Here is a 12,118-nt window from a genome sequence, read left to right on the forward strand (position 1 = left end):
ACGCCCGGCTCTACCGCAGCGACTCCGAACGATGCACAGCCTTCACGACCTGGCTACACACCTACAATCACCACCGCGGCCACACCGCACTCGCAGGCCACCCGCCAGCCAGCCGCGTTGCGAACCTCTCAGGTCAGTACAACTAGCTCAGTCGGCCGGGAGTTCCAGTCCCTGTTCGGCCGCCTTCGCCGCCACCTCGTCCGGGAAGATGTTGCGGAACAGGAACAGGTCCTGGCCCAGCCGCCAGCCCGGCGCCAGCGCCACCGCGTACCGCTCGAAGTACCCGAGCTGCTTACCCATCAGGATGAGCTGCTCGGGCCCGGACGCGCCGCGGCGCTTGCCGAATTCGACCAGCCGCGCGGCGACCTTCCCCATATCGAGCTTGGCCAGCTTGCCCGACAGCACCGGAGCCAGCGCGGTCGCCAGCTGGCGGCCGATGGTGGCATCGTCCCCGGCCTCGCCCTCGACCAGGTCGAGTTCGCGCAGCGCCCGCGCGACCGGGCGGAAGTCGCCGTCGATGGCGCTGGCGTGAAACAACGCCCGCACGAAGTCGCGCCACTGCGGGGTCATCGTGCCGACGATGCCGAAATCGAGCATGGCGGCGCGTCCGTCGTCGAGCAGCCAGAGATTACCGGCGTGCACGTCGCCGTGGAACATGCCGTGCACGACGACGCTTTCCACCCACGCCTTCACCAGCCGCCGGATCAGCAGTTCCGGATCGGGGTGCACGGCGCGGATATCGTCGAAGCGGTCCAGCGGCATGCCGCGCATGCGCTCCATGCACAGCACCCGCGGCCCGCAGTAGTCCCAATACACCTCGGGCACAACGACATGCGTGTTGTCGCCGAAGGCCCGCAGGTGCGCGCGGGCGCGGGTCTGATTGTCGGCCTCGTTGCGGAAGTCCAGCTCGGCGACCGTGGTCTCGTACAGGTCGCGCACCACGCCCTGGGCGTTGGCGACCCGCGCGTTCTCCGACCGCCGCTCCATGACCCCGGCCAGCCGGTAGGCCGCGCGCAGGTCGACGATCATGCGGCGCGCGATATCGGGGCGCTGCACCTTCACCACGGCGGGGCGGCCGTCGGCCAGCACGCAGCCGTGCACCTGCGCCACCGACGCCGCCGACAGCGGCTCGTCGTCGAACTCGCGGAACAGCTCCGCGATCGGCCGCCCGAGATCGGCCTCGATGATGGCGCGCGCGTCGACGGCCGGGAACGGCGGGACATCGTCGAGGCAGCGCAGGCAGGCGTCGGCCAGCTCGGCCGGGAACGCCGCCGGTGAGGACGCGATCAGCTGGCCGAGCTTGACGAACATCGGGCCCAGCACCTCGAACCCGTCGACCATGCCGTCGGCCATCGCGCGCCGCCGCCGCGACCGCCGCAGACCGCCCCGCAGCACCCGGCGTGTCACCGACGTGCCCAGCACGGTCCCGATGGTTGCCGTGCGCCGGAACTCGGAGAAGCCGAACTTCTCCAGCGCCGACCGCAGCACCCCGGGCTCGGGGACGGCCTCGGCCTCCAGGGCGGCGGCCGTCACCGCGCACCACCGCTCGCCGCTACTCGCTCTGCCCAGCTCATCTGCACCGCTCCGACCGCCTTGTCGCTCTCGTTCGAAACGTCGACGTTCGACATTCCCCGGCGCCGCCCCTGCGCGACACCGGCTCGGCTATACGACGGAAGTCTACGACCAACCCGCCACGTTCCCGTGGAGGCCCGGGGACCGGGATCGAGGATGCCCTACGCGGGCACGCCGAGCCCGGAGGCCAGTACGGGCCACGAGTTCTTCAGCGCGTCCTGCCAGTACCCCCACGAATGCGTGCCGGTCGGCGCGAACTCGAAGGTCGCCGGGATCCCGAGCTCACCCAGCTTGCCCTGCAGATTCCGGGTGCAGTGGTTCACCGCCGCCTCGATGACGCCGCCGATCAGCAGCTGGTTGAAGAAGCCGCGGGGCCCGGGCTGCATGTACTTGCCCTCGTACTTGTCGTACACGCCGGGCGCACCCGTGCCGCTGGAGACATACAGCGCCAGGCCGCGCAGCTGCTCGGCGTGCAGGTACGGATCATTGGCGGCCCACATCGGGTCGTTGTCGGGGCCGTACATATTGACCGTGTTGCCGCCGCCCCATGCCTCCACCGACAGCTTCACGAACTGCCGCCCGAGCGGATCACTGATCTGGGCGCAGCCGCTGTAGGCGGCCACCGCCTTGTACAGCCCCGGCTTGGCGATGGGCAGCTGCAGCACCGACGTCCCCGACGTCGACAGTCCCGCAACGGCATTGGCACCGGTCGTGGCGAATTCGGCGTCGATCAGCGGCGGCAGCTCCTCGGTGAGGAACGTCTTCCATTTGTACACACCGAGTTTCGGGTCCGGGGCGCGCCAGTCGGTGTAGTAGCTCCACTTGCCGCCGATCGGCTGCACCACGTAGGTCTGCTTCTCCGACAGGAAGCCCAGCACGTCGGTGTTGCGCTGCCAGGTCGCCGAATCCTGGCCTCCGCCACCGCCATTGAGCAGGTAGAGCACGGGGGCGGGCGCACCGGCGTCGGCGGGCCGCTGCACGTTCACCATGATGTCGGTGTTCATCGCCGCGGAGTGCACCCGCAGCTGCACCGTGCGGCCGTCCACCGGCCAGGTGCCGGTGATCGCCGAACCGTCCGGGGCGTCCGACGCGGCCGGCGCCGCCCCCAGCATGGCGCCGGCCGCGATCACTACGGCGGGTATCACGCAGCCGCGCAGTAGTTTTCGGATCATCTTCGAATCTCCTGTTCTGGTTCCGACAGGCAGGTGCCCGCCGGGCGATGTGGGTATCTCCACCGCCCGGCGGGCAGATACCGCCGTATGGATCGCCGTGTGCGGGATACGGAGCTGGGCCGGCGTGCCCATCCCGCGCGGACGCTACGGCGGGTGGCGTCCGGGTGCGGCGCGCCAGGGAATCAGGGCTCTCGCGCCGCACCGGACACCCGCTCGTGGGTCGTCAGAGTTTGCCGCCACCTCCCAGCAGCCACGGGTTGAAGGTGCACTGCAGCGGATGCGAGGGGTCGAGCGCGTTGAGCGCGATCGACAGGGCCCGCGGCGAGTACATCATCGTCAGGTGGTCGGACAGGTCCTGCTCGCACCCTTCCTGCAGGGTGATGTTGCGCACCGTCGCCCCCGGTCCCGCCTTCAGGAAGGTCAGGTCGTACGGGTTGGTCACCTCGTCGTAGCGGGACCCCACGACCGTGTAGTTCACCCCGGGCACGGTGTCACCGTTCGCGTTGAGCTCGTTGACGAAATCGGAGCCGATGGTCTGCTGGATCCCGGCGTGCCCGACGAAGATCTCGATCAGGCCCAGGATGTCGATGCCGAAGTTGTTGATCGCCCGGCCCAGCGCGCCGATGCCGTCCAGGCTGGTCCCGTGGTGGGTCGCCCCGAAGGTGATCAGCTTGTCGACCTTGTCGGCGCCGCCCTCCTTCTTGGTGTACCAGTTGGACATCGCCCCGCCCAGCGAGTAGCCGATGAGGTCGACCTCCTGGGCGCCGGTCGCCGCGAGCACCCGGTCGACGAATGCCGACAGCTGCTTGGCCGACTCCTGGATGTAGCCGGTGGCGCTGACGCCCGGCAGCACCGAGCCCAGGCCGCCGCCCTCGAGCAGGTTGGAGCGTCCGTAGTTGAACGTGAAGGTGCAGTATCCGGCGTCGGTGATGGGCTTGCTCATGTAGGCGAAGCTGTTGTACGCGTTCACCCAGGTGCCGTGCACCAGCACCACCGGCTTGCGGCCGTCGCCCGGCTTGCAGTTCCAGTCGTTGGTGCCGGGCGGCCCCACATCCGGGTTCAGCAGGCTGTAGCCGAACGCCGCCAGGAACGACGACATCTCCGGGCCGTAGCCGACCGTGTCCGAGGCGTGCCCGCCCGACGAGCCGGAACTCGAACCGGATCCGCCGTAGCAGTCGCCGGACCCGTTACCCGACCCGGCGCCGCTGCCCGACGTGCACGCCGACCCGGAACTGCCGGCGCTGCCGCTGTCGACGATCGGCTTCGCGGCGGGGTCCTTCAGGCCCTGCGCGATGTAGTCGGCCAGTTGCTGTTGTGTCGGCTGCTCGATCGGCGCCTGCGCGGGCTCGGCTGCGGCCCCGACGGTTCCGAAACCCACTGCGAGCAGCGAGACTCCTACGAGCACCGCGGCACTCAACGGCCGGCGGCGGGTACTTCGTCTCATTCCATGCCTTCCTGCAGAACCACAGCGTTCTCCAGTTCCGGTGCGGGGACGATGAATTCCGTCCCGCACGGAACCGCGATCACACGCTAGGTCCGGCAAACAGGCACTGGATACGAACTGCCCCCGGCTCTTCGAAACCTCACGAGCGGCGCGCCGGGCGGCAGTGAAAGTGCACAACCACGACATTTCCCAGACGCCGGGCATTTCGCTGTCGACAGCACAATTCTCGGCGCACGAACACCGTGAATTCTCCAGCAGTACAACTTATCACGATCCAATCACGGCAACGGGGCGCATCATTCGTGCATTACTCCCCTCCCCCGCCGACGCCCGGCCGTTCCGATCACGGAGTCTCCGATGCCGCACACCACGATCCCACTGTTGCGATCCTGCACCCGCCTGCTCGCCGGTACCGCCGTCGCCGCCGGGATACTCATGAATTCCCCTGCCGCACTGGGCGATCCGATCGCCGACGCCCTCGGCGCGGTGCTCGGCCAGCTCGGCGCGGCGGGCACCAGCCCGACCGGTCAGCCGCTCCCCACGCCGCGCGGCCCCGGCACCGCCATCGTCGTCCTCGGGTACGGGCTGGAACCCGACGGGCGCATGCGGCCCGAGCTGATCCAGCGCCTGGAGGCCGGATTCGTGCAGGCCGTCATCTCGCCGCAGTCGCCGATCATCGTCACCGGCGGCAATCCGCGCGGCGGCGTCACCGAGGCGGATGCCATGGCCCGCTGGCTGATCGAGCGCGGCATCGCCCCCGAGCGCATCCACCTCGAACCGGCCGCCGCCGACACCCGCGAGAATGCCGCCAACTCCGCGGTCCTGATGCGGGCGATCGGGACCGGCGACGCGGTGCTGGTCACCTCCGCCGACCACATGCCCAGGGCCACCGGAATATTCGCCGACGCGGGCGTCCCCCTGACCGGAACCCTCACACCCGACGGGCTGCCGCCCCTGCTACTGGCGCCCTTCGGTCCCGCGGCATGAACGGGTGTCGGCTCAGCCGGTCACGGCCGCGAGCTCGTAGGCCAGCAGCGCGAGGCTCGCCCGCGAGATGCCCTCCGGATGCGACAGGTCGATCCCGGCGAGCCGCTCGATGCGCCGCTGCCGGTGCGACACGCTGTTGGGATGTATGCCCAGCCGCTGCGCGGTAGCCCGGCGGTCGAGCCCGGAATCGAGGAACGCCCGCAGGGTTTCCAGCAGTTCGGGGTGCGCCGCCAGCGGCTGCAGCGCCGCCGCGAGATGTTCGCGCGCCGGGCCGGGGCGGGTCATCTGGAATTCGACCGCGACATCGGCCATCCGGTACAGGCCGGGCGGGCGCCCCAGCGTGCGCACCAGCGTCAGCAGCTCCCCGGCCTGCTCGGCAAGCTCCGGAATGGATTCGGTGGCACCGGACACCACGGTCGCCGTCAGCGGCACCGAGGCCGCCGCCGACAGCACGTCGAGGGTGTCGGCGGTCATCGCGAGCCCGCCGGTGAGCGCGGGCGACTCCTCCACCGGCACCAGGATCGTGCCGCCGTCCACCGACAGCAGCGACAGCGCCCGCGACCCCAGCACCGGCGCCAGGGCGCTCTGCAGCCGCCGCAGCTTGCGCCGGGCGACGCCCTCCACGTTCGAGCGCGGGTCCCGCTCGCCCGGATGCGGTGGAATCGACAGCGCCACCACCTGATACCGGTCCGCCACCGTGATCCCGGTGCGGCGTTCGAGCGCCTCGCGGCCGTGCCCGCTCAGCAGCGCCGTCACGAGAGTCTGTGCGGCCGTTTGATGATGGCGGGCGGCCAGCCGGTGCTCGTCGAGATAGGCCGACGAGGTGGCGACCGTGACCGTCTCCAGCAGCCGCAGCACCTGCTCGGTGCCCGACAGCAGTTCCGCCGGGCCGCACCGCAGTTCGCCGACGATGTCGTCGAAGCCGTGCCGGACCGTCTCGTGATAGGTCCGCAGCACGGTGTCCAGATCGATGCCCTCGCGGGCCCACGCGGCCGCCCGCCCGACCAGCTCCGCCAGCCGGGCCGCGTCCTGCGGTCCGGGCGCGGACAGCACGCCCAGCGCCAGCGCCAGGCAGTCCCGCACGCCCGCGGTCAGTTCCGCGCTGTTGGTACTCGTCTCGGGCGCGGGGCGTTCGCGGCGGAAGTATTCGGCCAGCCGTGCGGCCACCTCACCCGGCGCCGCGGGCTCGGCATGCTCGGCCGGACGCACGGTCGGCGAGCTCAGGACCGGTGCGGATGATGTCATCGGGCGCTCCAAAGGGTCGTGACCGCGGGGTGCGTACCCGCCGGGCGCCAGGGGTGAGGTCGCGCCCGGCGGGTGGATCCACTGCTGCGCACACGCACCGCGCGACGGAGGGGGTTGGAAGTCCGTCTGCGGCGGTACGGCGGTGCGCCGCGGGCGGTCTGGTTGTTACTCGGGGCTACCGCCCGGCGGTGGCTGACCCGGCGACCGAACCGGCGCCTCCTTCCTGTTCGAGGTACGGCGCGCCGATGCCAGACGCGGCGCCGACCGCGCAAACACCGGCGCCGCGTCATATCACGGTACGGCTACGGAATCGCGACGAGCCCGAAACAGCGGAAATCCGATGACGATTCATGAAGGCCGGGCCGGAACCCTAGGGGCGGCACACAAATTCGCCCGCCGGAATTGACGGAGAATTTCAGCACTCGGACGGTGCGGGAACGCCCTGCAGCCGCTGATCGACCCAGTGCAGCGCCTCCGGATAGCCCAGACCGGCCGCGAGAATATGTTCGCCCGGAACGCTGCGGTATACCGCGACCGCGCCCAGCTCGCACTGCTCCCGGTACAGGTTGCGGGCACCCTCGGCCGGGATCCACCATTCCTGCTCGCCGTTGTAGATATACAGCGGCACCGCCGATTTCATGCCCCGCATGCGCGTCACCTCGTAGATCTCGGTGGCGACGGCGCTGCGCAGCGGATCCGGGATGTCGGAGGCGAGGTCGATCGGCAGCATCAGCACGCCGGGCAGCGCGAAGACGCCCGCGCAGGTGTCCTTCAGCGGCGAGGTGGCCGCCCAGCGGGCGAGATTGTTCATGCGGGCCAGCATCTCCGGGCGTTCCCGGGCGACACCGAAGGTCGCGGCGAGAAAGACGCCGGAGGCGAGGTTGGCGTTCATGCTGCGCCCCAGCAGTTCGTAGTCGGCCGGGACCCCGCCGAGCGCGGCGCCGGTGATCGCCGTCGCCAGTTCCGGTGAGTAGGAGTCGATCAGCGCGACCGCGCCGCGGGTGGCGATCGCGCCGCCGGAGTAGCCGTGCATGGCGTAGTGGCTGTCGCCGTATTCGGCGGGCAGCCGATTGCGCACGGCGCGAATGGAATCCAGCACCGCGTGCCCGGCGACGAACGGTTCGGCGTAGGCCATGCGCGGACCCTCGTGGTCGGGAATCAGCACGGCGTAACCGCGCAGCAGCGCCAGCTGGGTCGTCGGCGGGATGAAATCGGTGGTGCTGGCGTCGAACGAATAGCCGTGCGCCAGCGTGTAACCCGCGGTGCATTCGCGGCCCAGCGCATCGATCGGCAGGTTGTTCACCAGCACCGGGCGGGCCCCCGGACCGGACCACGCCGCGGCGGGTATCGCCAGCGACGCGGTCGCGTACGACGGGGCGCCGTGGGCGTCGGTGGTGCGGTACTTCAGCTGCAGCACCTGCCGCACCGGGACCAGCACCAGCGAGGCCGCGGTGGCGGTGATGTCGCGGGCCTCGATCACATCGCCCGGCGCGTAGCTCTCCAGGTGCTCGGGCCAGGTGTCGAACATCGGATCGCCGACGGGCGAGGGCATCACGGCCTGTTGCAGGCGCGCCAGATCGGCTGGCACCTCCGACCCCGAGACCGCGGGCATCGCGGGCGTGGCGATCGGCGGCGGCGGGACCACCGTATTGATCCAGCGCTGCAGATCCGGCAGGTCGAGGCTCTGCGGCAGCGAAACCGGCGGGGCCGCGGGCACATTCGGTTGCGGCATCGCCGGCGGGCCGGGCAGGCCCGGGAGGATCGGACCGGACACCGGCGGCTGCCCCTGCGCGACGGCCGCCGTCGGCCCGCACACGATCAGCACTCCGGCCACGAGGACGCGCCAGCCACGCATGACTCACCCCCACTGTGAGCTCGCACCCGACCTCCGCCACACGTGCCCGGCCCCAAGACTCCCGGGCACGCCGAGTCGAGTCACTCGAGGTTACCGGCGCGGGCTCACCCGACATCGCGTTTTGTCCGTTTCGTGCGCATCACGAGTCCGGTTCGATACCGGGGCGGGCCGGGCGCGGATTCCCTTGTGCCTCCGGGCGACTCGTTCACCCTCGGCATCGCCGCTGTGTCGAGACCCGCGTCGGGACGTCGCCGCGTGTGCTGCGAGGCGTCGAACGATGCGGACCGCCGCCTCCCCGTCCGGGAATGAATGGCTCCGTAGGATTGCTGTGGCAATCGATCGCCGCAGCTCACACCGCTGCGGACCATACGGACCAAGCGAACGGAGGGCCATGCGCATCGTCATCGCGGGCGGACACGGCAAGATCGCGGTACTGCTGGCGGCACTGCTCGCCGCGCGGGGCGACGAGGTGACCAGCCTCATCCGCAACCCCGCCCATTCCGACGAGGTCGCCGCGACCGGTGCGCGGCCGGTCGTGCTCGACCTGGAGAACTCCACCGCCGACGAGGTCGCCGCCGTGCTGGACGGCGCCGACACCGTGCTCTTCGCCGCCGGGGCCGGGCCGGGCAGCACCGTGGAACGCAAATACACCGTCGACCGCGACGGTTCGGTGCTGCTGGCGGAGGCGGCACAGCGGGCGAAGGCCACGCGGTTCGTCCAGATCTCGACGATGGGCGCGGGCAAGCCCCCGGCGCCCGACCGCGACGCGGTGTGGGCCGCCTACATCGACGCCAAGACCCAGGCCGAGGCGGACCTGCGGGCCCGCGACCTGGACTGGACCATCGTCCGTCCCGGCCGCCTCACCGACGAATCCGGCACCGGCCGGGTCACCCTCGTCGAGGCCCCGGGCGAATACGGCGCGATCCCGCGCGCCGACGTGGCCGCCGTCCTGGCCGAAACTCTCGGCGCACCCGGCACTTTCGGCAAGACCCTGGAGCTGATCTCGGGGGACACCGAGATCACGCAGGCGGTCGCGCGGATCTGACCGGACCGGGCCGAGTCCGCCCCTCAGCAGTTGCTCGGGGCGGGCTCACCGCGCATCCGGGCGTCCATCCAGCCCATGACCTGCGGCAGGCCGAGCACCGCGGCGGTCAGGTGATCGGGCACCGGAATCGCCTCGGACTGCACGCGCACCCCCGCCGCGCACCAGCGGCGGTTGGTGTTCACGATCGAGTCGATCGGCACCAGGCCGTCGATCGGCGAATGCCATTCGAACACAGGCATATTCGGCACACCGTCGAACAGCTCCAGGCTGTTCTCCTCGATCACCCGGCGGGCGTCGGGGTCCTCGGTCATCTTGGTGGTCTTCGCGAAGTCGAGCGCCCCGCGCCCGGCGCCCGCGGCGAGCAGATCGTTGGTGCAGCCGTTGGCGATCCGGCGGCCCATGGTCAGGCCCTGGTCGTTGAGCTGCTCGGAGATCGGGAAACGGTCCGGATACTCGCGCTCGAGCCCGAGCCCGGCGGCGAAGGCCAGGCCGAACACCGGATGCGAGCCGTAGCCGAGCCCCTCCAGCATCTTCACCAGGTTCATCGGCACACCACCCGCCGCGGCACCCGCGATGCGCAGGTCCGGGGCGTAGGTCGGGGCGAGCGCGGCCGCCCAGGCCGTCGCCATCCCGCCACCGGAGTACCCGGCCATCGTCACCGGGCTGCGCTCGAGCCGCAGCTGCTTGACCCGCTGCACCGCCCGGATCCCGTCCAGGGTGATCTGGCCGCCCAATTTCGCTGCGCCGTAGGCGAATTGAGGGCCGAGGTGATCGGGCAGCGCGATGGTCCAGCCGCGCTGCAGCACCACGTTGTAGGCGGGCGCCTCGCGCACCATCAGGTTCGGGTCGCTGGTGTAGAGCGTGTGCGAGATCGAGCATTCGGTGCCGAGCCCGTTGATGATGCTCTGATACGACAGCAGCGGCCCGTCCACCGCCCGCTTGCGCGGGGCGAGCACGGTGGTCGTCGCCGCGATCGGGTCGCCCTGCGAGTTCGTCGACCGGAACTTGACCAGCCACGCATCGACGTCCGGGAAGATCGCCAGCGGCGGCAACGCCCGGATGCCGAGCACGTCACCCGCCTCGTGGTCGGCGACATCGGCCGGCGCACTGTAGAACGGATCCGGATCCGCCGCCGGAAGGATCGGCTGCGCGGATGCGGCCCCGACCGCGCCCGCCAGCAAGAGCAAGCTGCCGGCGCAGGCACCCATCGCACGCCGGAATGCGTTGTTCCCCATGGCCGCAAACCTTAATCGGACCCGTGACCGAGTGCCTCTCGGGGGGTCATGTCCTGACAACTCACAAGCGCCTCGGATATGAGGCTGTGTTGCGAGACGAAATCACCGGAAAAACTGTTGATCCCGGGTTACACGAACGTACCTTCGAACTCGGCGTCGCTGCCCGCTCCCCACCGGCATCGGCGCAGGATCGAAGGAGCACGGCCATGTACACTCCCGACACCGTCACGGAGGCGCCGACCAGGCGTGTCACCGTCTACTTCGACGGCCCGGATCCCGGCGACGAACTGGTGCTCGAATACGCCGCCACCCGCGCCGAGGCGTGGGAATTCGCGTCGGCCGCGGTGCATTCGGGACTGGCGGTCACCATCGACACGAAGGTGCGCCCCGGCATGCGGCCGCTGCCCTGCCGCAGCCTCTGGCACTGACCGGCCCGCCGCTTGTGATGCGTCACAGTGACCCGGAAGACCGCTTCCGCATTCGCACAGATCATCCGCGAATCGTCGGAACGGAACCTCGGCGCCGTTAGTGTTAACCGCCGCATCACACAACTCGATGCGGAAGGAGTCAGCGATGACCGTGGACGGCTCGGCCCAGCCGGGACTCATCATTGCCGGAGCCCCGATTTCGTCGCCGCTGAAGGATGTGTGGGCGCTGTCGCGGCAGATGGTCGGTCATTTCGTCGAGAACGTCGCGCCGTGCGGGACCCTGCCCGGCGACGCCATCCACGGCGACGTCACCACCATCACCCGCATGAACCTCGAGTTCGCGGTCAGCATGCTCGACGGCAAGGACATCCCCGACAAGATCGAACGGCTGAAGGACGCCGCAGCGCAATGGGCGCGCGAGGGGGTGCCGATCGACACCATCCACCACGCCATCCACGAGGGCTTCAAGATCGGTCTCGAGCTGGTGGTATCCGGTACGGCCGCGCGCCAGCGCAAGGCGGGTGACGGCACCATGACCATCACCCTCGCCGATTACCAGGCCCTCATCGGCGGCGCCGAACGCGTCGTGGGAATGCTCGACACCATGACCACGGCCGTATCCATGGCCTACGTGCGCGAGCTCAAATCCGTTGTCTCCGAACACCACACCGCCGTACACACCCTCACCTCCGCACTGCTCGGCGGCCACCCCACCTCCACCATGGCGCGCGAATGCGGCATCGAGATCGCCGACAGCTACCGGGTTCTCGCGCTGTCGATCCCACCGCATCCGGACGAATCGAATCCGGTACTGGACGCGAAAGTGGTTGCGCGCCGCAAACTTCGGCGTGTGCAAGCCGCGGTCGCCACGCGGTGCGGCGACACCGCCCTGTCGCTGCTGTCCATCGACGGGGGCACCCTGCTCATCCCCGCCGACACCACCGGCGACGGCGGCCTCGACGAACTCGTCGGCGCCCTCGCGCACGCCGCGCGCGTGCCCATCACCGCCACCGTCGTCACCACCGGCACCGACACCATCCCCACCGCCGCCGACCAAGCCCACCAACTCCTCGACATGGTCGCCCGCCTGCACTGCGAACCCGCCCTCTACCGCTTCGACGACCTCGCCCTCGAA

General features: G+C 70.2%; 10 protein-coding genes and 1 pseudogene. 5 read left to right on the forward strand and 6 right to left on the reverse strand.

Going from position 1 to position 12,118, the window contains the following annotated elements; genetic code table 11:
* Positions 1-146 (forward strand): annotated as a pseudogene (locus tag QH290_RS29805) (IS481 family transposase); the annotation flags it as partial.
* A 1-nt stretch (position 147) separates the two neighbouring features.
* On the opposite strand, the gene QH290_RS29810 reads toward QH290_RS29805, so the two are convergent.
* From QH290_RS29810 to QH290_RS29820, 3 genes are all read right to left on the reverse strand, one after another.
* Positions 148-1,533, reverse strand: coding sequence for an ABC1 kinase family protein (locus QH290_RS29810; RefSeq protein WP_280386508.1), 1,386 nt, complete (start codon positions 1,531-1,533; stop codon positions 148-150).
* 200 nt (positions 1,534-1,733) lie between these two features.
* Positions 1,734-2,744: an alpha/beta hydrolase gene (locus QH290_RS29815; RefSeq protein WP_280267021.1), complete on the reverse strand. Its 1,011-nt coding sequence runs from the start codon at positions 2,742-2,744 to the stop codon at positions 1,734-1,736.
* A gap of 223 nt (positions 2,745-2,967) precedes the next feature.
* Entirely contained in the window at positions 2,968-4,188 is a 1,221-nt protein-coding gene (locus QH290_RS29820) for an esterase/lipase family protein (RefSeq protein WP_280386510.1), read from the reverse strand.
* Positions 4,189-4,545: 357 nt separating this feature from the next.
* Between QH290_RS29820 and QH290_RS29825 the strand changes: the two genes are divergently transcribed.
* Positions 4,546-5,175, forward strand: coding sequence for a YdcF family protein (locus QH290_RS29825; protein WP_280267020.1), 630 nt, complete (start codon positions 4,546-4,548; stop codon positions 5,173-5,175).
* 12 nt (positions 5,176-5,187) lie between these two features.
* Here the strand turns inward: QH290_RS29825 and QH290_RS29830 are convergent, their stop codons facing one another.
* Together QH290_RS29830 and QH290_RS29835 are read right to left on the reverse strand one after the other, a co-directional pair.
* Positions 5,188-6,420 (reverse strand): PucR family transcriptional regulator, encoded by a 1,233-nt coding sequence (locus QH290_RS29830; RefSeq protein WP_280267019.1) that lies wholly within the window; start codon positions 6,418-6,420, stop codon positions 5,188-5,190.
* 415 nt (positions 6,421-6,835) lie between these two features.
* Positions 6,836-8,275: a lipase family protein gene (locus QH290_RS29835; protein WP_280386512.1), complete on the reverse strand. Its 1,440-nt coding sequence runs from the start codon at positions 8,273-8,275 to the stop codon at positions 6,836-6,838.
* 391 nt (positions 8,276-8,666) lie between these two features.
* On the opposite strand from QH290_RS29835, the gene QH290_RS29840 reads away from it, so the two are divergent.
* Positions 8,667-9,320, forward strand: coding sequence for an SDR family oxidoreductase (locus QH290_RS29840; RefSeq protein ID WP_280386514.1), 654 nt, complete (start codon positions 8,667-8,669; stop codon positions 9,318-9,320).
* A gap of 23 nt (positions 9,321-9,343) precedes the next feature.
* Here QH290_RS29840 and QH290_RS29845 read toward each other — a convergent pair whose 3' ends face one another.
* A complete protein-coding gene (locus tag QH290_RS29845; protein WP_280267016.1) occupies positions 9,344-10,555 on the reverse strand; it encodes a lipase family protein in 1,212 nt (403 codons plus the stop codon).
* A 206-nt stretch (positions 10,556-10,761) separates the two neighbouring features.
* Here QH290_RS29845 and QH290_RS29850 point away from each other — a divergent pair, with 206 nt between their 5' ends.
* Positions 10,762-10,983 (forward strand): hypothetical protein, encoded by a 222-nt coding sequence (locus QH290_RS29850; protein ID WP_280267015.1) that lies wholly within the window; start codon positions 10,762-10,764, stop codon positions 10,981-10,983.
* Between the two features lie 145 nt (positions 10,984-11,128).
* Positions 11,129-12,118, forward strand: a 990-nt coding sequence (locus tag QH290_RS29855; protein WP_280386516.1) for an RsbRD N-terminal domain-containing protein, incomplete at its 3' end; no start/stop codon positions are given.

The sequence above is a fragment of the Nocardia wallacei genome, from assembly GCF_029869545.1.
GTDB classification, from domain to species: domain Bacteria; phylum Actinomycetota; class Actinomycetes; order Mycobacteriales; family Mycobacteriaceae; genus Nocardia; species Nocardia wallacei_A.

Coding starts and splice junctions, on each gene's coding strand:
- QH290_RS29815 (WP_280267021.1), bottom strand. CDS start 2,744: ATGATCCGAAAACTACTGCGCGGCTGCGTGATACCCGCCGTAGTGATC.
- QH290_RS29820 (WP_280386510.1), bottom strand. CDS start 4,188: ATGAGACGAAGTACCCGCCGCCGGCCGTTGAGTGCCGCGGTGCTCGTA.
- QH290_RS29825 (WP_280267020.1), top strand. CDS start 4,546: ATGCCGCACACCACGATCCCACTGTTGCGATCCTGCACCCGCCTGCTC.
- QH290_RS29830 (WP_280267019.1), bottom strand. CDS start 6,420: ATGACATCATCCGCACCGGTCCTGAGCTCGCCGACCGTGCGTCCGGCC.
- QH290_RS29835 (WP_280386512.1), bottom strand. CDS start 8,275: ATGCGTGGCTGGCGCGTCCTCGTGGCCGGAGTGCTGATCGTGTGCGGG.
- QH290_RS29840 (WP_280386514.1), top strand. CDS start 8,667: ATGCGCATCGTCATCGCGGGCGGACACGGCAAGATCGCGGTACTGCTG.
- QH290_RS29845 (WP_280267016.1), bottom strand. CDS start 10,555: ATGGGGAACAACGCATTCCGGCGTGCGATGGGTGCCTGCGCCGGCAGC.
- QH290_RS29850 (WP_280267015.1), top strand. CDS start 10,762: ATGTACACTCCCGACACCGTCACGGAGGCGCCGACCAGGCGTGTCACC.